The sequence below is a fragment of the Microbacterium album genome (assembly GCF_014643695.1).
GTDB lineage: Bacteria > Actinomycetota > Actinomycetes > Actinomycetales > Microbacteriaceae > Microbacterium > Microbacterium album.
Genome location: NZ_BMJY01000001.1, coordinates 86,098 through 106,439, shown reverse-complemented (window position 1 = coordinate 106,439; position 20,342 = coordinate 86,098). Strand labels below are relative to the sequence as shown.

The 20,342-nt window shown below is 71.7% G+C and carries 16 protein-coding genes; 6 read left to right on the top strand and 10 right to left on the bottom strand.

Features of this window, described 5'->3' with window-relative positions; translation table 11 throughout:
• Nucleotides 1-35 precede the first annotated feature (35 nt).
• Nucleotides 36-1,160, top strand: a complete 1,125-nt coding sequence (locus IEX37_RS00440; RefSeq protein ID WP_188754277.1) for a glycosyltransferase family 2 protein — start codon at nt 36-38, stop codon at nt 1,158-1,160.
• 56 nt (nt 1,161-1,216) lie between these two features.
• Here the strand turns inward: IEX37_RS00440 and IEX37_RS00435 are convergent, their stop codons facing one another.
• From IEX37_RS00435 to IEX37_RS00425, 3 genes are all read right to left on the bottom strand, one after another.
• Nucleotides 1,217-2,644, bottom strand: coding sequence for a CDP-glycerol glycerophosphotransferase family protein (locus IEX37_RS00435; protein WP_188754276.1), 1,428 nt, complete (start codon nt 2,642-2,644; stop codon nt 1,217-1,219).
• Nucleotides 2,641-3,957, bottom strand: coding sequence for a CDP-glycerol glycerophosphotransferase family protein (locus IEX37_RS00430; RefSeq protein ID WP_188754275.1), 1,317 nt, complete (start codon nt 3,955-3,957; stop codon nt 2,641-2,643). The genes IEX37_RS00435 and IEX37_RS00430 overlap by 4 nt, the downstream gene beginning before the upstream one ends.
• Before the next feature lie 69 nt (nt 3,958-4,026).
• Nucleotides 4,027-5,616: a S1C family serine protease gene (locus tag IEX37_RS00425; protein ID WP_188754274.1), complete on the bottom strand. Its 1,590-nt coding sequence runs from the start codon at nt 5,614-5,616 to the stop codon at nt 4,027-4,029.
• Between the two features lie 116 nt (nt 5,617-5,732).
• Between IEX37_RS00425 and IEX37_RS00420 the strand changes: the two genes are divergently transcribed.
• Nucleotides 5,733-6,953 carry an aminotransferase class I/II-fold pyridoxal phosphate-dependent enzyme gene (locus IEX37_RS00420; RefSeq protein ID WP_188754273.1) on the top strand — a complete coding sequence of 407 codons (1,221 nt, stop codon included), beginning with the start codon at nt 5,733-5,735 and terminating at the stop codon, nt 6,951-6,953.
• 25 nt (nt 6,954-6,978) lie between these two features.
• Here the strand turns inward: IEX37_RS00420 and IEX37_RS00415 are convergent, their stop codons facing one another.
• Both IEX37_RS00415 and IEX37_RS00410 read right to left on the bottom strand, forming a co-directional pair.
• Complete coding sequence (locus IEX37_RS00415; protein ID WP_188754272.1) at nt 6,979-7,782, bottom strand: carbon-nitrogen hydrolase family protein; 804 nt, start codon at nt 7,780-7,782, stop codon at nt 6,979-6,981.
• The gene (locus IEX37_RS00410) at nt 7,779-8,279 is read right to left on the bottom strand and encodes a DUF6328 family protein (RefSeq protein WP_188754271.1); all 501 of its coding nucleotides are present in this window, start codon (nt 8,277-8,279) and stop codon (nt 7,779-7,781) included. The genes IEX37_RS00415 and IEX37_RS00410 overlap by 4 nt, the downstream gene beginning before the upstream one ends.
• Before the next feature lie 210 nt (nt 8,280-8,489).
• Here IEX37_RS00410 and IEX37_RS00405 point away from each other — a divergent pair, with 210 nt between their 5' ends.
• Nucleotides 8,490-9,209 (top strand): DUF8692 domain-containing protein, encoded by a 720-nt coding sequence (locus IEX37_RS00405; protein WP_188754270.1) that lies wholly within the window; start codon nt 8,490-8,492, stop codon nt 9,207-9,209.
• A 9-nt stretch (nt 9,210-9,218) separates the two neighbouring features.
• On the opposite strand, the gene IEX37_RS00400 is transcribed toward IEX37_RS00405, so the two are convergent.
• Complete coding sequence (locus IEX37_RS00400; protein ID WP_188754269.1) at nt 9,219-9,908, bottom strand: response regulator; 690 nt, start codon at nt 9,906-9,908, stop codon at nt 9,219-9,221.
• Nucleotides 9,905-11,056, bottom strand: coding sequence for a sensor histidine kinase (locus IEX37_RS00395; protein ID WP_188754268.1), 1,152 nt, complete (start codon nt 11,054-11,056; stop codon nt 9,905-9,907). Before IEX37_RS00395 ends, IEX37_RS00400 begins: the two co-directional genes overlap by 4 nt.
• 196 nt (nt 11,057-11,252) lie before the next feature.
• Here IEX37_RS00395 and IEX37_RS00390 point away from each other — a divergent pair, with 196 nt between their 5' ends.
• Nucleotides 11,253-11,831, top strand: coding sequence for a hypothetical protein (locus tag IEX37_RS00390; protein ID WP_188754267.1), 579 nt, complete (start codon nt 11,253-11,255; stop codon nt 11,829-11,831).
• An 81-nt stretch (nt 11,832-11,912) separates the two neighbouring features.
• On the opposite strand, the gene IEX37_RS00385 is transcribed toward IEX37_RS00390, so the two are convergent.
• The gene (locus tag IEX37_RS00385) at nt 11,913-14,864 is read right to left on the bottom strand and encodes an amidase (RefSeq protein WP_188754266.1); all 2,952 of its coding nucleotides are present in this window, start codon (nt 14,862-14,864) and stop codon (nt 11,913-11,915) included.
• 257 nt (nt 14,865-15,121) lie between these two features.
• Between IEX37_RS00385 and IEX37_RS00380 the strand changes: the two genes are divergently transcribed.
• On the top strand, nt 15,122-16,816 hold the full coding sequence (locus IEX37_RS00380) for a hypothetical protein (RefSeq protein WP_188754265.1): 1,695 nt from the start codon (nt 15,122-15,124) through the stop codon (nt 16,814-16,816).
• Between the two features lie 111 nt (nt 16,817-16,927).
• On the opposite strand, the gene IEX37_RS00375 is transcribed toward IEX37_RS00380, so the two are convergent.
• Entirely contained in the window at nt 16,928-17,683 is a 756-nt protein-coding gene (locus tag IEX37_RS00375; protein WP_188754264.1) for an SDR family NAD(P)-dependent oxidoreductase, read from the bottom strand.
• 148 nt (nt 17,684-17,831) lie between these two features.
• On the opposite strand from IEX37_RS00375, the gene IEX37_RS00370 reads away from it, so the two are divergent.
• A complete protein-coding gene (locus IEX37_RS00370) occupies nt 17,832-18,710 on the top strand; it encodes an AraC family transcriptional regulator (protein WP_188754263.1) in 879 nt (292 codons plus the stop codon).
• Between the two features lie 144 nt (nt 18,711-18,854).
• On the opposite strand, the gene IEX37_RS00365 is transcribed toward IEX37_RS00370, so the two are convergent.
• A complete protein-coding gene (locus IEX37_RS00365) occupies nt 18,855-20,303 on the bottom strand; it encodes an aminomethyl transferase family protein (RefSeq protein ID WP_188754262.1) in 1,449 nt (482 codons plus the stop codon).
• Nucleotides 20,304-20,342: the final 39 nt, after the last annotated feature.

Below are 20,342 nucleotides of genomic sequence, written 5' to 3'. Positions count from 1 at the left end.
CGGCTCTCCCAGCGCCCGCGTGGGATGATCGTCGAATGCGTAACGATCCCGCCGAGAGGCCGCGCGCGCCCCGGCAGGACGACGAGTCCCGCGCGGCGCCCGAGGTCGCACCCGGGGCGGGCGTGTCCTTCGTGATGCCGGTCCTCAACGAACGGGACTATCTGCGCCGCGCGGTCGAGACCGTGCTGCGGCAGGAGGTCGACGGACCGGTCGAGCTCGTGATCGCGCTGGGCCCGTCGAGCGACGGCACCACCGAGCTGGCGCGCGAGCTCGCCGCCGAGGACGACCGCATCGTGCTCGTCGACAACCCCGCGGCCGACATCCCGGTCGGGCTGAACGCGGCCATCCGCGCGAGCACGATGCCGACGATCGTCCGTGTGGACGCCCACTCCGAGCTGGCGCCCGGCTACACCGCGCGGGCGCTGGCGACGCTCGCCCGGACGGGGGCGGGCAACGTCGGCGGCATCATGCGCGCCGACGGGCGCACGCCCTTCCAGCGCGCGGTCGCGCGCGCCTACAACTCCCGGGTGGGCCTCGGCGGCGGCGCCTACCACGGCGGGGACCGGGAGGGAGAGGCCGAGTCGGCCTACCTCGGTGTCATCCGGCGCGCCGTGCTCGAGGAGGTCGGACTGTTCGACGAGAGCATCCGCCGCGGCGAGGACTGGGAGCTGAATCTCCGCATCCGCTCCGCGGGCTACCGGGTGTGGTTCGATCCGGCACTGTCGGTCACGTACTGGCCGCGCGAGAGCTGGCCACGCCTGGCCCGCCAGTTCTTCGCGACCGGCACGTGGCGCGGCGAGCTCGTGCGACGCTACGGGCTGCGCAACTCGCTGCGCTTCTTCGCACCGCCCGCGCTCGTGCTGGCCGTCGTGCTCAGCATCGTCGCCGGCGTCCTCCAGCTGACGGGGACGCTGACCGGCGCGTGGGCGACGCTGGCCTGGGTCGTGCACGCGCCCGTGCTCGCGTACGTGCTGCTCGTCCTCGCGGTCGCGATGGGCCCCGGGGGCGGGACGGGACTGCGCGACAAGCTGTGGACCCTCGCCGTGCTGCCCACCATGCACCTGTCGTGGGGCGCTGGGTTCCTGGTCGGCGTGGCGCACGGCGCGCAGGACACCGTGGACACCTCGCGGCTCGACGGCCGCAACACTCCCCTCCCCTGAACGACTGAGGCCGGTGGGAGCCTGCGCGACCGGCCGCGGGGTCAGCGGTCGCGGCGTCAGCGGTCCAGCAGACCCTGGTCCAGGATGCGCGCGACGACGCGCTCGGACGCGCGGCCGTCGTCGCGCGCGTTGAAGCGGGCGGTCCACGCGGCGTACCGGTCGGCGTAGGGCGCGGGATCGTCCGCGAGTGCGGCCACGAGCTCCTCCTGCGTGCGCACGAGCGGCCCGGGGGCGCGCCGGGCGAGGTCGAAGTAGAACCCGCGCAGCTGGCCGCGGTAGTGCTCCATGTCGGGCACGAGGAAGTACATGGGCTTGCCGGTGACGCCGAAGTCGAACATGACCGACGAGTAGTCGGTGATGAGCGCGTCGGCCGCGAGCAGCAGCGGCGCGGTGTCGGGATACGCCGTGACGTCGATCACCCGCGGTCCCGCCACGTCCGCGCCCGGAAGCAGCGTGCGCGAGTGCCCGCGCACGAGGACGACCGCCCCGGTCTCGGATGCGAGCGCAGCGGGGTCGAGGAAGTCGACGATCTCCTCGCGATCGTCGCGCCACGTCGGGGCGTACAGCAGCACGCGCTCGTCCGCTCCGATGGCGAGCTCGGCACGGACCGCTGCCGCGTCCCCTGCGACGAGCAGGTCGTTACGGGGATAGCCCTCCACCCACAGCGGGCGGCCGAAGAACGCGTACGCCTTGCGGAGCACGGTCGCCGCATAGGGGTTCTGCGCCAGCAGCACGTCCCACCGCAACGACTCCTTGACGACCGCCGCCGCGCGGCGGGGCGCGAAGCCGGGCCGGTGCAGCGCGAGGCGCTTGAGCGGCGTGCCGTGCCAGGTCTGCAGCACACGCTGACCGGGGCGGCGCACATAGCGGCGGCGCAGCCAGTCGTTGACTATCAGCAGGCGGGCCGCGCTGCGCGCGCGCCACCACTCCGGGCTGCCCTCCGCGACCGCGACCGCGCCGTCGGGGACGCGCACGGACAGGTCTACGACGCTCCAGTAGCGGGTGATGCCGGGCGCCACGCGCGACAGTTCCCGGTCGAGGGCGAGCGGGTTGCAGCCCGCGCCGCGCCCGTAGAAGCTCTCGAAGAACACGGCGTTCTCGAGCGGTACGGAGCGGTCGGCGTACCGGCGTTCGAGCGCTCCCTGGGCTTCCGGATCGTCGTACAGCGGGTCGACCGGGGGGCCGACGACGAGGAGGTCGCCGCGCAGCTGTGCGCGGAGCCCGGCGAACACGCGCAGCGGGACGGACCCGTCGAACTCGGCTCCGGGGACGCGCACCCGGTACTCGCCCGACGGCAGCGGCAGTGGCGGACCGCCCCACCGGGGCACCCGCAGCGGGAAGCGCACCTCCCACGCGTCGTCCCGCGCCTCGATCCGCCCGGGCACGCGTGCGCGCCTCCCCTCGAGCCACGCCTCCTCGGGCGCGGCCTCTGTCCCCGCGATGACGAGCTGTGCGTCGTCCGGCTCGAACCGGGCAGAGATCATCGACGGGCCTTCCGGACGGGGACGTGTTGCCGGCGCGCGGGGCGCCGTCTCGAGTCTGCCCCGTGGGCCCGGCTCCGCGCGATAATCGCCTCGTAGACACGCTGGGCGTTGCGCCCGTCGTGAAACGCGTGGACGCGGATGCTGAGCGCCCGCGACCGGCTCCGGCGGGCGTCCGCCTCGGCGGGGTCGCGGAGCACGGCCTCCAGGTGCGGGACGAGCTCCTGCCAGCTCGTCGCGACGTCCGGCCCGGCCACGTCGACGTAGCTGCCGTAGAACCCGCGCCGCCGCGCATACGCCGCCACGTCCGGCGCGAGGAAGCACACCGGCAGCGGCACGAGCGCCGCGTCGTACACGAGGGAGGAGTAGTCGGTCACGAGCACGTCGAGCCCCGGCAGCGCGGGCGTGACGTCGGCGAGCAGGTCGGCCCCGAGCATCCGCACGTGCCGGACCCCGGGCGGAGGCACATACGCGCCGGCCCCGAGCCGGTGGGAGCGTATCAGCAGCACGGCGTCCTGTCGGGCGAGCACGCCCTCGATCGCCTCCCAGTCGGCAGCGCCCGGGATGGCGGGGTCGGGCTCGCCGTCGCGCCAGGTGGGCGCGTAGAGCACGAGGCGCGTATCGGGCGCGATGCCGGGCACGAGGCGCTCTAGGAGGGCGCGAGCGGCGTCGCGCCGCTCCTGCGGTGATCCCGCCGAGAGCACGTCGACGCGCGGCTCACCCGTCACCACGACGCGGTCGTCGCCCAGCCCGAAGGCGGACTCCAGGCGCCCGCGCACCAGGTGGGAGGCCGCGGGCAGCACGCGGATGCGGCGGGCGGCACGACGATACATGGCGCCCAGGAGACGGCTGATGAGCGGCGCACCCCAGCGCACCGGGCTGCGGAGCGTCTCGGCGGAGTCCAGCCCGATGCGCTTGAGCGGGATGCCGTGCCACAGCTGGGCGATCACGGCCGGTCCGCCCAGCCCGCCCCCGACCCCGTACGGGTTGACGTCGCCGAAGCCGTACGCGACGACGATCACACCCGCGCGCGCGGTGGCCCAGAAGCCGCGCAGCGACGACTTGCGGATCGTGGGGATGCCGAGCGCGGCGGCGGCCCGCGCCTCCCGCCGGTCGTCCGTCAGCCAGACCGCATCGCGGCCGTGCTCGGCGGCGACGTCCCAGACGGCCAGCGGGCCGTCCCCGATGCCCGCGCCGCAGCCGAACACCCAGCGATCCGTGCGGGGGGTCAGGAGCGTCACGAGACGGCCGAGCGCGTAGAGCGGCAACCGCGCGATCTTCCGCGCGTTGCCCGCGCCGAAGGAGAACGAGGCCACCCCGCGAGCCTATGACATGCGGCACCGCGGCCGCCCGGGGTCGGCGGGCGGCCGCGGTGCCGCTCGGCGTTACTCGAGCGTGCCGAGCGTGACGTCGATCGTGTGCGACTCGCCCCCGCGCACGTAGGTGAGCGTCGCCTCGCTGCCGCCGGCAGCCGCGCGGACCTGCGCGGTGAGGTCGACGGCCGAGGCGATGCGCGTCCCGTTGAACTCGGTCACGATGTCGCCCGCACGGAGCCCCGCCTGCGCCGCGGCTCCGCCGGGCGTCACGTCGGAGATGAGCGCGCCCGCGGTCGTGGCGTTGCGGTCCGAGCTGGCGGGCATGACGCTCGCACCCAGGAGGCCGTGCGTCGCGACGCCGTTCTCGATCAGCTCGTCCGTGACGCGCTTGACGACGTTCGAGGGGATCGCGAAGCCGACCCCGATGGATCCGCCCTCCTGCGTCTGTCCGGTCGCGGTCGCGATGGCGACATTGATCCCGATGAGGCGTCCCTCGGAGTCGACCAGCGCACCGCCCGAGTTGCCCGGGTTGATCGCGGCGTCCGTCTGGATCACCGCGATCGAGATGGACTCGCTCGACTGGGGCCGGTCCTCGCGCCCGGGAATGTCGAAGAACCAGGGGCTCTGGCTGTCCTCCGGGTTCGGCTGCGCCTGGTCGCCCCGCTCGGGGGCAGCGGCGGAGGCGATCTGGATGCTGCGGTTGAGCGCGCTCACGATGCCGGTCGTGACGGTGTTCGACAGCCCCAGCGGCGCGCCGACAGCCACGGCCGTGGCGCCGACGTTGAGGTCGGCGGAGTCGGCGAACTCGATCGGGGTGAGCCCCTCGGCGTCGGCGAGCTTGATGACCGCGAGGTCGTAGATCGGGTCGGTGCCCACGATCTCGGCCGGGTAGATCCGGCCGTCCGCGGCCGTCACGCGGATGTCCGGGTTGCTCGTGGCGCCGCCGAGCGTCACGACGTGCGTGTTCGTCACGACGTAGCCGTCCTCGCTCAGCACGACGCCGGACCCGCTTCCGGCGCCGGATCCGTCGCTGACCGCGAGCGTGACGACGCTCGGCACCACCTCGGTCGCGATCGCCGTCGCCTCGTTGACCGAGCCCGGGTTGTTGACCGTGATGCTGGAGGTGCCGCCGGTCGCGCCCTCCGACCCCGCGGGGGCCCACAGGACGTTGCCGGCATACGCTCCGCCGAGCCCGGCTGCGCCGCTGACGAGTGCCGCGCCGACCAGGAAGGCCGTGAGCTTGCCCGCGCCCACCTTGCGGCGCTCGGCCTCGCCCTCTGCGCGGCCGTCGTTCCCGGCCTGCCGCGGGTCGTCGCCGTGGCCTCCTCGGTAGTCGTGCGGCAGGGGCTGCGTGGGCTGCGTCAACTGCGCGGCCGGGGCGGGGTACGCGCCGTATCCGGACGGATGGGGCGGCTGGTGCCCTCCGCCGTATCCCTGACCGGGCGCCGGGGACTGCGGACCGTGCGCGGCGTGCGCGCCCTGGGGCGGCTGCGGAGCCGCGACGGGGTACGGCGGCTGGCCCTGCGGCGCGGGCGGACGCGGCGGGATGTGAAGGTCGTGCGGCGCGCGGGGCGGCTCGGGCGCCGCGCCGCGCGGGGAGTCCGCGGCGCCGTCGGGCGCGGGCTGGCCAGGGTTCTCGTCGGGACGCTGCGTGTCCATGGGTGCTCCTTCTTCCAAAGCCCCTCCAGCGTGACGGGGGTCCCTGTGTAGCGGCTATGACAGCCGTATGGTGCCTGTGTGACTCTCGCCGCAACGGCTCGGCGTACTCTGGCGGGATGCAAGACGTTCCCGGTGCGTGGAGCCGGACCGCCCGAGGCGCCGGCCTGCTGCGGCCGGACGGCTCGGTCGCGAGCACCATCTTCGCAGAGATGACCGCCCTCGCCGCCCGCACGGGCGCGATCAACCTCGGCCAGGGATTCCCCGACGAGGATGGGCCCGCCGAGGTCCTCGACGCGGCGCGCGAGGCGATAGCGATCGGCGCGAACCAGTACGCACCGGGTCCCGGAGTGCTCGAGCTGCGACAGGCCGTGGCGGAGCACCAGGCGCGCTTCTACGGTCTGACCGTGGACCCGGACCGCGAGATCGTGGTGACGACCGGGGCGACCGAGGCTCTCGCGGCGGCGCTGCTCGCGCTCGTGGACGGCCCCGACGACGAGGTCGTCGTCTTCGAGCCCTACTACGACTCGTACGCGGCGTGCGTGGCGCTGGCGGGCGCGACGCTGCGCACCGTGCCGCTGCGCTGGCCGGACTTCCAGCCCGACCTCGACGAGCTCGCCGCGGTCGTCAACGACCGCACCCGAGTCATCCTCGTGAACGACCCGCACAATCCCACGGGTGCCGTGTTCGGCCGCGAGGTGCTCCAAGAGATCATCCGGCTCGCGCATCGGCACGACGCGGTGATCGTGACGGACGAGGTGTACGAGCACCTCTCGTTCGACGCGCCCCACGTGCCGATCGCGACACTGCCCGGCGGGTGGGAGCGCACGCTGTCGATCTCGTCCGGGGGGAAGACGTTCCGCACGACCGGGTGGAAGGTTGGCTGGATCAGCGGACCCGCCGAGCTGGTGACGGCAGCGCTGACCGTGAAGCAGTTCCTGACCTACACGAGCGGCTCGGCGTTCCAGCCCGCGATCGCGGTCGGCCTGCGCCTGCCCGACGAGTTCTTCCACGGGATCGCCGACGACATGCGCAGGAAGCGGGACATCCTCGGCGCGGGTCTGGAGGCAGCGGGGCTCGCGGTGTCGCGCCCGCGGGGCTCCTACTTCACGGTGGCGGACGTCGCCGCTCTGATGCCCGCGGACGGTGACGACGCCGCCGATGCGGAGACGTTCTGTCGCGACCTGCCCGAGCGTGCCGGCATCGTGGCGATCCCGGTCACGGCCTTCGTCACGCCGCCCCACCGCCCCCACTACGCCACGCTCGTGCGCTTCGCGGCGTGCAAGCGCGTCGAGGTGCTGCGGGAGGCGGCGAGCCGCCTCGCGTCCCTGCGCGCGTGACCCGGCGTCGGCCGGTGGCGCGGGATCAGCGCGGGACGACGCGGTAGCGGCGCAGCTGCAGCGCGGGGTTGACGCGGCGGACGTTGTCGATCGCGTCCCGGTCCGCCCAGGCCACGGCGACGTCCGTGGCGGTGCCGACGGCGGCAATCGCCACGCCCTGCGGATCGACCACGGTGGAGTGCCCCACGCCGAGGGTGGGCGGGTGGTCGGCCGCCGCGACGTACATCGTGTTCTCGATGGCCCGCGCCGTCAGCAGCGTGCGCCAGTGATGCTCCTTGAGCGGGCCGCGCACCCATTCGGCCGGCACGAGGGCGACGTCCGCACCGGCGTCCGCGAGCACGCGCGCCGCCTCGGGGAAGCGGAGGTCGTAGCACGTCATGAGACCGAAGCGGAGGCCGCCGACGTCGAACGTCTGGGGCGGCTCGAGGGTGCCGGCCTCCACCCAGTCGGACTCGCGCTGACCGAACGCGTCGTACAGGTGCTGCTTGCGGTAGACGGCGCGGATCCCCGAACCGTCGACCGCCACGACCGTGTTGCGCACGCGCTCGCCGTCGGACGCGCGCTCCGTCAGCCCCGCCACGACGAGGATTCCGAGCTCGTCCGCCAACCCCGCGAGGGATCCGACGAACTCTCCCTCGAGCGGCTCGGCGTTGAGGGCGAGGCTGTCGTCGAACGGATCCGTGAAGTAGCTCGAGTACTCGGGGAACAGCGCGACGGCGGCACCGCGCGCCGCGGCGCGGCGCGCGAGACCCGCGATCGTCTCGCGGTTGGCCGCCCTGTCGGCCGTGGGGGCGAACTGGGCCACGGCGATCCCTACCGGCGGGTTCATGCTCCTCCTCGACGCCGAATGAACCTCACGGCGATCGGCACGGCGATCCACAGCACGACGATCAGGCCGCCGAGCACGGCCGCGGCCGTCCGCGACGCGACCTCGTCCACGACGACCCCGAACACGAACGCCACCACGCCCACCAGGAGCAGCGACACGATGACCAGCGCGACGAGCAGCGCGCCGTGGCCGTACGTGACGATCGTGCGTTTGGCCCCGCCCCGGAACAGGATGCGGTGCAGCGCGACCGGCGCCAGCGCCACGATCGCGCTCACGGCGGACAGCACGATGAGCACCAGGTAGAAGGACCGCTGAGCCGGGCTCAGGTCCGCGAACGCCGGCTGGAACGCCAGCGCGAGGAGGAACCCGGTCAGGATCTGCGTGCCGGTCTGCAGCACGCGCAGCTCCTGCAGCAGCTCGATCCAGTTGCGGTCCTGCCGCTCGGCGGGCGTCTCGTTGCGGCGCACCGCGTCGTCGGAGATGTCCTCGCCGGTCATGACCCCATCCTCGCCCCGGGCGGGCGCCGGGGCAAACCCCGTGCCGGGCGCGCGGGTTTCGGTACGACGATCCGGCTTACACGGCACGCACCGCGTTCCGCGCGCGTTCACCTGTTCGTTGCTTTCTGTTCACGTAGGGTGAGGGTTCCTCGTGCCCGCCCACCGCGCGGCCGAGCGGGACGTGCAAGCAGAAGGAGGGACGCGCTCTTGGTGTCAGAACGAGTCGCCGCGCGGCCAGGTTCCCTTCTCGGCATCAACACCCGCCCCGCAGCACCGCTGCTCGTGCTGCTGCTCCTCGCCGATGCGGGGCTGATCCTGCTGCATCTCTCCCTGAAGGTCTTCGGCGAGCCTTCGGGGTATACGTTCGACCTCGGCGCGGAGCGAAGCTACGGCGAGTTCATGAACTACCTGAAGATGCTGTGGTCAGCCGTGCTGCTCCTCATGCTCGCCGCGAGGCACCGGACGCCGGTCTTCGCCGTGTGGGCGGTCGCCTGTGTCTACATGCTCGGCGACGACTGGTTCCAGTTCCATGAGAAGTTCGGCTACTTCTTCGCCGCGCAATACCCCGAACTCGGCCCGCTCGCAGCTCATGTCGGGGAGCTGGTCTGGATGCTCGCCGCCGGGCTCGTCGTGCTCGTGCTCGTGCTCGTCACGCACGTGCGCGCCCCGCTCGAGGCGCGCAAGATCTCGATTATCCTGCTCGCGCTGTTTACAGTTCTGGCGGCCGTTGCCATCGGGCTGGACGCGGTGCACCACATGCTCTTCAGCCACCCTGTGTTCGACGTGCCCTTCACAACCGCCGAGGACGGCGGCGAGTTGCTGGTGATGACCGTGATGACGGCGTTCCTCTTCGCCACCGCGGTAGCGGATCATCGTCCTCCGCTCCGTGGGCTCCTCGCGCGCATCGCGGAGCTGCCGCACCGGAGCTGACCGTGTCGCCTATTCACGCACCGGCTGCGGCCCGCCGGGCCCTGCGCCGGGTCGCACGACGCCGGCCTCGTAGGCCAGCACGACCGCCTGCACGCGGTCGCGCACGGCGAGCTTGGCGAGCAGCCGCGTCACGTGCGCCTTCACGGTCGCCTCGCTGAGGAACAACTCGGCGCCGATCTCCGCGTTGGAGAGCCCGCGCACGATGTGGAGCCAGATGTCGCGCTCGCGCTGCGTGAGGTCGTCGAACGTCCGGGCCGGCTCCGCAGCGGCCTCGGGGGCACGCAGGTACCGCTCGATCAGGCGCCGCGTGACGGCCGGGGCCAGCAGCGCCTCGCCGGCCGCGACCGTGCGGATCGCGTCGACCAGGCGCTCGGGGGAGGCGTCCTTCAGCAGGAAGCCGGAGGCGCCGGCCTGGAGGGCGCGGTACACGTACTCGTCGAGATCGAACGTCGTCAGGACGAGCACCCGCGGAGGCTCGGGCAGCAGCCGCAGCCGCCGGGTCGCCTCGATGCCGTCCATCCGCTGCATCCGGATGTCCATCAGCACGACATCGGGGCGGATGCGCTCCGCGAGCTCGACGACGACGTCGCCGTCGTCCGCCTCCCCCGCCACCTCGATCCCACGGCCCTCGAGCACGCCCACGATGCCGGAGCGCACGAGCGGGTGGTCGTCGACCACGACCACGCGGGGAGCGCTCATGAGCGCGTCACCGGGAGCTCGGCTTCCACCGACCAGCCGCCGTCGGGCGTCGGTCCGGTGCGGAAGTCGCCGCCGTACACCCGCACCCGCTCGCGCATGCCGAGGATGCCGTGACCGCCGGGCGGCGAAGGCGCTGCGGGCTGCGTGCCGGCGCCGCTGAGCACGACGACACGGACCCGCTCCGCGTCCGTGCGCACCGAGACGGTGACCGGCGCCCCCGGCGCGTGCTTGCGAACGTTCGTGAGCGCCTCCTGCACGATGCGATATCCGGCCAGCGAGATCCCGTCGGGCACGGTTGCCTCCGCACCGCCGGTCTCGAGCCTGACCGCGTGACCCGCCGCTCGCGTCTCCGCGACGAGCTCGGCCACCCGTTCCAGCCCCGGCTGGGGCGCGTAGTCCGCTTCGTCCTCCCGCAGCACCCCGAGGAGGTTGCGCATCTCCTCGAGCGCCTCGTGCGCCGTCCGCCGGGTGAGCGCGAGATGCGTGCGCGCCCGATCCGTGTCCCGGTCGAGGAACTGCTCGGCGGCGGCCGCCTGCAGCGCCACGACCGACACGGCGTGCGCGATGACGTCGTGGAGCTCTCGCGCGATCCGCGCGCGCTCGAGAGCGACGGCCTCCCCCGCCGCGCGGTCGGCGCCCTCGCGGGTACGAGCGACGGCGAGCCCGCGTTGGCGCACGATGCGTCCCGCCGCCCAGGTCGCGCCGACGAAGAACAGGAGGAACAGGACCCCGGCGTTCTCGATCCCGGGTGCGCCGAAGTAGCCGAGCGCGTGCCCGCCCAGCATCGCGACGATCGGCACCGCCCCGAGCAGCGCGCTGCGCCATACGGGCGACACGTGAGACGCCACCGTGAACGCCGCCACGAGCAGGCTCGGGAACGGGTTGAACGTGGCGTGCGCGCCGCTCATGGCCGCGTGTGAGAGGAACACGACGGCGAGCACGATCATGACGGTGCCGGGAAAGCGTCGCCGTGCGACGAGGGGCAGCGTGACCGCAAGCGCGAATCCGACCTGCGCGGGGAGGAACGCCCCCGGCACGAGGAGCGCCTCGGCGACCGCCCAGGCGGCGAGCGCGGCGGCGACCGCGAGATCGAGCGGCGAGGTCCACGCGGGCAGGCGCATCGGCCGGGCGGGCGGGGATGCGGTCATGCCGCCATGCTAGGGGCGGCGCGGGCGACCGCGATGCCGACTCGGGTATCGCGGGATGGCGACTTTCGTCGATGAACCGCTCGCCCTGAGTTCACGCACGCTCGACTCTCGGACGATGCCGGCCGCGGACGGCCGCTCCTAGCGTCGGAGACACCCGATCCCGGGCTCACTCACTCGACCGAGAGGTTCCCTCATCATGACCACCACCCGCTCCGCCCGCCCGGCGCCCGCCGCCGCTCACGTCGGCCGTGGACCGTCCGACCGCTTCGCGGCTTGGGCCGCCGTGCTCGCCGGCGTGTTCTCCATCGTCATGGGCACGTCGCAGCTCGTCTTCCCCCAGGACGAGGATCCCGCCATCGATCCGCGTACCCGCGTGCTGCTCGTGCTGTTCACGCTCATCCTCTGGTCGCTCCCCGTGATCTACCTGGCGCTCACGCGCCGCGCCGGCAGCCGCTGGCCGGCATGGGTCGCGTCGACGGGGAACGTCCTGCTCACGGTCGGCACGATCACGAGCGCCGCGAACGGCATCGACCTCGACTTCTTCCCGGCCGTGGCCCTCACCGCCAACGCGCTGTGGTTCATCGGCTCGATCGCCCTGGCCGTCTCACTGCTGCGCGCCAAGCGCCTGCGCGCGTCGCTCGCCTGGCCGCTCATCATCCTGCCGGTGCTCACGCTCCTCGGCTCTCAGCTCGGCGGTGGGATCCCCGTCGGCGCGTATCTCCTGCTGCTCGCGGTCGCGCTGTTGCGCGGCAAGGCGGACCGCCCGGCCCTCTGAGCGCCCGCGAGACCGCGCCGTCCTCGACGGAGCACGCCCGGGACGGGACGGCGAAGAGCCGCCCCGTCCCGGAGGTGTGCCTCAGCCGACCTCGGCCGGCCGCTGTGCGCGGCGACGGATCACCAGGAGCGTCCCGCCCGTGGCGAGGGCTGCGAGGGCGACGCCGACGAGGAGCAGCGAGACCGTGCCGCCCGTGACGCCGAGCGCGGAATCGTCACCAGCGGCTGCCGCGGGCGCGACGACCGTCAGGTAGTCCCAGCCGATGACGTCGCCGTCGGTGGTCGCCACCGCGAGGCGGTGCTCGCCCGCCGGGGTGTCGGCCGGGATCGTGTACACCACGACTCCCGCGCCCGACACGACGCCCGCTCCGAGTTCGGTCGGCTCGGAGAAGAGGTAGCCGTCGAGCTCGGCGCCCGGCTCCGCCATGGGCACGACCACGTCGACATCCTCACCGGCGACGACGTTCGTCGGAAGCGAGATGAGGCCGCGGAGCGATTCGAGGAGGCTGTCCTCCGTCACGCCCGACGGTGCCGTGCCGTCATCCGGTCGTTCCGGCTCGCTCGGCTGCTCCGGCTCGGCGGGCTCATCCGGGATCCCCGGCTGCTCCGGCTCGCCCGGCTGCTCCGGCTCGCCCGGCTGCTCCGGCTCCGTGGGCTGCTCGCCCGGGTCGCCGACGGGGAGGGCCGGTGCGAAGGCCGTGCGCATGCGCGCGTCGGCCTGCTGCTCGAGGGCGTAGCCCATCGCCAGCACCTCGGCGTCCGACCAGGCGGTGCCCACGAGCTGCAGCGACATCGAGTAACCGTGGCCGTTGACGCCGACGGGCACGACGACGGTCGGCAGGCCCGCGTTCGACGTCGGAACACCCGTGGCACGGTCGGCGGTGTGCTGGTTGGTGTTGCCGTCGTTGTTGAACACGTCGCTGATGAAGCCCGGGTACACCAGCACGTCGACGCCGTTCTCCGCCATCCACTGGGCGTAGATCTCCCGGCTTGCGGCGCGGTAGTCGATCCAGGCCCTGACCTGCTCCTCGGTCATGGGCGTCGCGGCGCGGTTCGCGCGGGTGTTGTAGGGCAGCACCCGCTCATCCGCCGCCAGCTGCGCGCCGGACGCGAACGGGAATCCGGGGTTGTCCGCGATGTAGCGGGCCCAGCCCTCGTCGCCGCGGTTACCGCCCGGCGCACGCCCGAGCGAGGGGGCCGGAGCGTCGATCCGCACCAGCGACGCGCCCGCGGCCTCCAACTCGGACAGGCGCGCCAGCGCGGCCGCTCCCGTGTCGTCGTCGGCCCACGACGAGGAGAACGAACCGGGGAGATATCCGACCCGCGCGCCCTCGAGGGCGCCTTCCTCGAGCAGGACGGTCCAGTCCTCCGGGCGGTGCTCGTCGGCGTCGACCGTCAGGATGTCGCGCTCGTCCGTGCCGGTGGTGGCGTTCAGGATCATCGCGAGATCGGTGACGCTCTTCGCGATCGGCCCCGCGTAGTCCTGGCCCCACGTGAGCGGCATCACGCCCGCGACGGAGGCCATGCCGTCGGTCCCGCGGAACGTCGCCACGCTCGCCCCGGTCGCGGGAGCGTAGAGCGAGACACCGGTCTGCGATCCCATCGCCGCTGCCGCCAGGTCGGCCGCGACCGCGACGGCCGAGCCGCCGCTCGACCCGAACGACGTCTTCGAGGGGTACAGCGCGTTCCACGTCTGCATGTAGCCGCTCTCGCTGTAGCCGCCCGAGTACGCAAACTCCGAGGTGTTCGTCTTGCCCAGGATCACCGCGCCCGCGTCGCGGAGCAGCGCGACCTGCGTCGCGTCCTGAGCCGGGAACCACCCCTCCAGGGCCTTGGAGCCGCCCGTGGTGGGCATGTCGACCGTGTCGTAGACGTCCTTGATGCCGATCGGGATGCCGAGCAGCTCGCCGGTCTCGCCCGCGGCGCGCGCCTCGTCCGCCGCGCGTGCCTGCGCGAGGGCGTCGTCGGCGACGGCGATGAAGGAGTGGAAGCCGAACTGGCCGCCGTCGTACGCCGCGATGCGGTCGAGGTAGGCCTGCGTGATCTCCACGGAGGTCGTGACCCCCGCGGTCATGTCGGCCTGGAGGTCGGCGATCGTCTTGTCGACGACGTCGTACCCGGACGTGGTGACCGCCGGCGGAGCCGCGGGCACGCCGGGCACGTCGAGCCGGATGACATCGGCGCACGCCCCGTCGCCCAGCTCCCAGTTGCTGATGGAGCAGACTTCGTCCAGCGAGAGTCCGCCGAGGTCGGGCGCGGCCGCGAGCGCGGCGAGGTCTTCGGCCACCGCGGCCACGGCACCCTCGCCCGCCGCCTCTGTCGCGACGAAGTGAAGGAGCGATCGGGATTCACCCGCGGGAACGTCCACCACGTGCACGTATCCGTAGAAGTTGGCCTCCTGCCCCTCGGGCACGTACGGGGTCTCGAACGGGTTCCGCTCCTGGTTGCCCAGCCGGTCGTACTCGCCGACCAGCGTGCCGATCGGGCGCTGCCCGGCTCCGGGCTGGGCCACGACGTCCCAGGACGGACCGGCCTCCGACGAAGCGCGGATCGTGCCCTGCTCGTTGCCGCTGCCGTAGCCGAGTGCACCTCCGAAGGACACCTCCACCGAGATGCTCTCCTCGCCCGTGTTCGTGATGCTGTCGAAGAACCTGAGCAGATCGGCATCGTCCGCGACATCGATACGCCGCGTCAGCGCGGCATCGCCGTATGCCACGGACTGGGTGGAGATGTAGCCGCCCTCGGCCTGGGTCAGACCGAAGCCACGAGCCATCTCGCCGTCCATGCGCACGGCCGGGTCACCGGTGCGGACGAAGAGGTTGCCAAAGCCGTCCACGCGCGATCCGGCGAGCGCTCGGATGCTGCCGGTGTCGAGGGAGGGGCGCTCGGCGTCGTGGATCTGCCACTGCGCCCCTCCCCCGCTCGTGACGGTCGTGACTGCTGCGGCCGGTGGGGCCACGAGGGCGAGGGAAGCGGCGACGGCCGCCGCCCCGAGGAGGGCGCACGCGCGTGAGTGCCGTTGGGGGATCTTCATGGGGTCCTTCCGGATCGGTGACCCGGCTCACGCTATTTCCGGCGTATTTCACTATCCGCATAGTGACGTTTCGGGCAGGTTACCGTCGTGCCCGGATCGTGTCGGCAGGGTCGCGGGGTGAACGCCGCGGCGGCCGCAACCGCCGGCAGAGGGCTCCGGCATCCTCTGCCTGAACCGTTGCAGCGGGAGCCCGGCGTGTGCGAGATTTTCAAGGGGGACGCTGCTCTGCCCGTCGCGTGTCCCCGAACGGAGCTTCCTTGCGCGCAGTCATTTCCGCACTCGCACTCGGCGCTGCCCTCCTGGCCAGCCTCACAGCATGTACGGCGTCGCCGCAGGTCGCCACGGCGACCGTCGGGCCTGACGGTTTCGAAGCCGTCCTGGAAGGGGTGAGCGTCACTGGCGGCCCGGGGGTCGCGCCCGAGGGCACCCTTGTGACGCTCGAGAAGAGCGATGCTGCGCTCGAGTCCGGCGTCGACATCCCGCTGAACGCCCTCGCCCAGGGAGTGAAGGTGCGCCTCGGTGACGGTCTGCAGCCGGAAGAGCCGATCACGTTGACATTCGATATCGACGAAACAGCGATCTCGGAGGAGGAGTGGTCGACCGACAGCACTCTTGTCATGCTGTCTCGATCCGAGGGCGGGGCCGTCGATCTGGTCGAAACGGTCCGCGAGGGCAACACCGTCACCGCCACCGCCGAACACCTGTCCTGGTTCTGGCCGGCCCAGGTCGATATCGGCCACCTGCTCGAAGAAGTGGCCGCGTTCGTCGCTCACGCGCTCGACGCGGACCTCCCGCCGCCCCCGTGCTTCGAGAGAACCGCGACTGCGCCGAGTGGACTCGAGTACTTGATGCTCGCCGCCGGCCCCATCTGGCCGTGCATCTCCGCAGACGGACAGGAGATCACCGTGGACCTCTACGCGGCCACGTCCTCGCCTTACCGTGCGAAGTCCTCCCCCGCCGTAGTCGGCGAGACTCTCCCGGGCACGGATGGCGACGGGGTGCTGCACGCCCTCGCGAGCGAGTACGTGCCCACGGCAGAAGGCGGCGTCGTTTTCGGCGGGGGCACCGCCGCCCGTTTCACCTTCGATGTGCACGAACCACCCGAGCTCTTCGAGGCGCAACAGGACCTCGGCATGCTGATCGGGTCGGTGCTGCTCACGCTCCTCGACATCATCGTCGACGACAGCGTCACCCTGGACGGCGCCGGCAAGTACGACTGCCTCGCCGGAACCGTCGAGACCGGCGCCGATATGTCGAGCGCCGATGGGCAGAACGCCGAGCGCGTCTTCACAACGGTCCTCGACTGCTTCGCCACGCTCCCCGGCCTGGACCACGGGGCGAAGCTTGTGCTGGGACTGTTGGGCGCGGTTCCCGCCCTCTTCACCGAGTTGGTGGTCGGCATGGCCACCGAGCTCGACAGCGAGCAGGCGGTGAAGCTCGCCGTCAGCTCGCGGCTCCCCTCGTGGCCGATCAGCTTCGACGGCATAGGCCCGATCATCGTTGACGAGACCACATGGGAGGAAGCCGCGTCCTGGGGCCCGTTCACCGGTGAGGTCTTCGAGGCACCCGGCCTCGGCGTCTGCGCCGCCGGCGGCTGGTATGACACCGGAACGATCTACGACGGTGTCACCCTCGTCGCGGAGAACGCGGGCGAACGACCGGACACGGTCGACGTTGTGAGCGTCGGCACCTCGGCGCACACGGGGATCGCCGCTGAAGTACGCGCCACAACCGCCGAAGGCATCGGCCTAGGCGCCACCGAGGAAAGCGTCCAAGCTGCCTACCCGGACGCACAGACACGTCCAGCCTTCGACGAACCCGAGGTCGCAACCGAGTACATCCTCGACGACGGCGACGACCGCGCAATCGTGATTTACGTTCGCGACGGCGTCGTCACGCGGGTCTCCGTCGGAAACCTCCCGGCCGTGGAGTGGACGGACGGGTGCGGGTAGAGCGAAGGCCCCGGGACTGACACGGCCCCTGCTCGCTCAAGACGACCGGGTCGAGGTGTGACCCTGTTCCGGCCGCTCGAGCTGGCGCCACAGGTGGATCCAGCCGACCGGTCACAGGTCGTGCCCACCGGAGGCTTCGATGTCCTGGCCGGTGATCCAGCCGGCGTCCCTCGACGTGAGGAACGCGATGACCTTGCCGACGTCCTCCGGCTCCCCGATCCGCCCCAGCGCGACGCGCGCCGCGAGGTCGGGGATGATCTCGGGGAAGCGTGTGAACGCGTCGTCGCCGAGCCGGGTGCGTGTCACGCCGGGCGAGACCGAGTTGACGCGGATGCCGCGAGGAGCGAGTTCCTTGGCCAAATAGCGGGTCAGCACCACGAGTCCGCCCTTCATCGCTCCGTAGACCGAGTAGCCGACGGAGAGTCCGGTCGAGTGGGTGGAGGTGCTGGTCGTGTTCACGATCGCGCCGCCGTCCGCGATGAGCGGCAGAAGCTCTTTGGTCAGGAAGAAGGGTGCCTTGAGCAGGATGCGGTGCAACCGGTCCCAGAACTCCTCGGTCGCGTCCTCGATCGTGGTGGCCGCTCCGACGCCGGCGTTGTTGACGAGCGACGTGATCCGCTCCTCACCCCATCCGGCGAGCACTTCCGAGACGCGCTCTCGGAACACCGGGAACGACGCCACGTCCGCGACGTCGAGGGCAAGGGCCGCGGCTCGGCCCCCCTGCTGCTCGATCTGGGTGACGACCTCCGCGGCGCCCTCAGGGTGACTGCGGTAGGTCACGATCACTGCCGCGCCACGCCGCGCGATCTCGACGGCCGCTGCTTGCCCGATCCCCGCACTGCCGCCAATGATCACCGAAACATCCATCTGCGTCCTCCTCGTGTTTCCTGGTGCTTCCAGCACAGCACCAGGCTCGGGCGTGGCCTAGACGGATCGTCGCGGAGCCTTGCTCGATCCTGCTCTGAGCGACCGAATCGCGATGGACGCGCACCGTTCGCCCTGCTTCAATCGTGGAATGGACCTGGGAGACGTGTGCCGCCTCATCGACCGGCTCGCCGGCTCAGAGACCACGATCATCGACGGCATCGTCGCCTCCCGAGTCGAGAGCGAAGGCCCACCGGAGGGATCGGTGACCGGGACATCGTTCGTCCTCATGGCCCGCGGCTCGAAGCGCATGGCGGTCGGCGATCGATTGTTCGAGTACGGTGCGGGGCAGTGCCTGGTCACGTCGGTCGAGGTGCCCGTCACGGGTCACTTCTTCGATGTCAGCCCTCGCAAGCCGGCCCTCGGGTTCGCCATGACCCTGCGTCCCGCGATCATCGCCGACCTCCTCTTACAGAGCCCACCGCCACCGCGCGGCCCCGTCCCCTCGGGCATCGCCGTCGCGGACGCCTCGGCCGATGTGATCGACGCCGTCGGCCGGATGGTGCGCCTCATCGAGCGGCCGCAGGACTGTGCCGCGCTGGGGGCGCTGATCGAGCGCGAGCTGCATTGGCTGGCACTCACCGGGCCGCTCGGCCCCATGGTGCGCCAGCTCGGTCTCGCCGATAGCAGGCTGAGCCGCGTCGGGCACGCCGTGCGATGGATCCGCGAGCACTACGCGGATCCGTTCCGGGTCGATGACCTCGCACGGCTGGCCCGCATGAGCCCTTCGGCGTTTCACCGCAGCTTCCACGCGATCACCGCGCTCAGTCCGATCCAGTATCAGAAGCAACTGCGTCTTCAGGAGGCGAGGGTGCGTCTTCTCGCCGACCCGAGCGACATCGCCGGTGCCGCGTATGCCGTCGGGTATGAGAGCGCGTCTCAGTTCAGCCGCGAATACCGTCGCCAGTTCGGCGCTCCCCCATCCATCGATGCCGCACGGCTTCGGGATGCCGACCTCACGTCGGCGTGATCACGGTGCGCACAAGCAGCGAGGCGGTCGCAGCGCCCGGCGGGAAGGAAGCGGGGCGGGGCTGCTTCGAATCAGCTTCCGCTCCTCCCCCTATCCCCGAACCGGCGGACCCGCGGCCACCTCGCTAGCGACAGAAGTCCGACATCAGGACTGCAGCGCCGCCACGCGATAGTCTTCGCGCGCAACCCGCGAGTACGGCGCGGGACTCACCACCGCACGGATCGGAACGATCTCGGTGGACGGCACCATGTGCGGGCCGTAGCCGCCGCCCGCCTCGCCCCAGTGGATCACCACCTCGTCGCCGATCTGGACGCTGTCGTCGACGAGTGCCATCGAGAGGACCGACCGTTCATTGGCGGTATAGGCCGTGTACGCGGAATTCCCCACATCGCGGCCGTCGAGGGTCAGGCGATCGTAGTGCTTGTCCATCTTGTCGCACATCACCGGCAGGTGCAGGAAGCGGACGTCCCGCCCCCCGGGTGTGAGCATGTCCGCGAAAACCGCGGCAGCGTCCTCGGTGTTCCACCGGAGCGTGACCTTGCGCAGGGAAGGCTCCTCTCGCCGGGCTACAAGGGCATCCCGGCCGATGAAGTCGTGGTCGAAGTGCACGAGCTTGCCATAGCCCACGTCATACGGGGTGCGGTAGTAGTCCTCGACTCGTTCACTGGCGAAGCTCCCGCTCAGGCGCACCATGCCCTCGTTGTAGTTTCCGGGCATCCACTCTCGGAACGCCCGGGTGCTCTCCCCCGCGTAGACGCCCGGGAGGACCGCCTGATACCAGCCGGACTCGATGGCGCCGATCAGGTAGGCCGCGCCGCCGACCAGGCACAGCCCGAACTCGCGCCCCGCCTCCACGATCGCCTCTCGCACGGCGACCCGGTGCTCATACGGCCCCCAGATCTCCAGCCCGAGAACGCCCGCCATGCCGTGGCGCAACGCGCGACACCGCTGGCCCGCGATGGTGATCTCGGTCATGTGGAAGAACTTCACGTCGCCGATCGGGCCGCCGTTCAGCTTCTCGATCAGCGGACCGGCAAGCGGACCCTGGATCTGATAGCGGAAGTCCGGACGCTCGTTCGCGAACCCGTTGGGATACACCGGTGCCTTCTCGTCCGCGGAGATCTCGACGTCATACGCTCCGGTCTCCGCGTGGAACGCGATCCAGTTCTGCACGAACCCGGCACCGTAGATCGCGTACCTGCCCTGCTCGAGATGGAAGACGATCGCGTCGCCGATCAGGTCACCGCGATCGTTCACGGCGATGATCTGCTTGGCCGTGCCCGGGCCGAAGGCGCTGAGATCGTTCGCGGACACCTCACCCAGCAGCTGAGGCGCGTCGGGGCCGGCGAGCAGCAGGCCGTCCATATGATGCGTTTGGTCGAAAAGCGCCACTCCCTCGCGCCAGGCGCGCGTCTCCCGCTCCCACAGCGAGAACTCTCCCGGGATCACCGGGATGATCTGCTGCGGCCGGAACTTCGGCGGCGCGTCCGGGCGGTCGTACTTGTGCGCTCGGAGGAGGTTCAGCGCGCCGCCGGCCTCCTTGATCATCGAGTCGAGGCTCTGCGCCGATCCGTGCGCGTACAGCAACGTCATGTGCGGTCTCCTTCGTCCACGTGGATTCACGCCGAGAGT

Bases quoted from the DNA above. Each gene is read 5' to 3' on its own strand.
- IEX37_RS00365 (WP_188754262.1), bottom strand. From the start codon at position 20,303: ATGACGTTGCTGTACGCGCACGGATCGGCGCAGAGCCTCGACTCGATG.
- IEX37_RS00415 (WP_188754272.1), bottom strand. From the start codon at position 7,782: ATGAACCCGCCGGTAGGGATCGCCGTGGCCCAGTTCGCCCCCACGGCC.
- IEX37_RS00385 (WP_188754266.1), bottom strand. From the start codon at position 14,864: ATGAAGATCCCCCAACGGCACTCACGCGCGTGCGCCCTCCTCGGGGCG.
- IEX37_RS00390 (WP_188754267.1), top strand. From the start codon at position 11,253: ATGACCACCACCCGCTCCGCCCGCCCGGCGCCCGCCGCCGCTCACGTC.
- IEX37_RS00440 (WP_188754277.1), top strand. From the start codon at position 36: ATGCGTAACGATCCCGCCGAGAGGCCGCGCGCGCCCCGGCAGGACGAC.
- IEX37_RS00420 (WP_188754273.1), top strand. From the start codon at position 5,733: ATGCAAGACGTTCCCGGTGCGTGGAGCCGGACCGCCCGAGGCGCCGGC.
- IEX37_RS00395 (WP_188754268.1), bottom strand. From the start codon at position 11,056: ATGACCGCATCCCCGCCCGCCCGGCCGATGCGCCTGCCCGCGTGGACC.
- IEX37_RS00435 (WP_188754276.1), bottom strand. From the start codon at position 2,644: ATGATCTCTGCCCGGTTCGAGCCGGACGACGCACAGCTCGTCATCGCG.
- IEX37_RS00375 (WP_188754264.1), bottom strand. From the start codon at position 17,683: ATGGATGTTTCGGTGATCATTGGCGGCAGTGCGGGGATCGGGCAAGCA.
- IEX37_RS00410 (WP_188754271.1), bottom strand. From the start codon at position 8,279: ATGACCGGCGAGGACATCTCCGACGACGCGGTGCGCCGCAACGAGACG.
- IEX37_RS00425 (WP_188754274.1), bottom strand. From the start codon at position 5,616: ATGGACACGCAGCGTCCCGACGAGAACCCTGGCCAGCCCGCGCCCGAC.
- IEX37_RS00370 (WP_188754263.1), top strand. From the start codon at position 17,832: ATGGACCTGGGAGACGTGTGCCGCCTCATCGACCGGCTCGCCGGCTCA.
- IEX37_RS00400 (WP_188754269.1), bottom strand. From the start codon at position 9,908: ATGAGCGCTCCCCGCGTGGTCGTGGTCGACGACCACCCGCTCGTGCGC.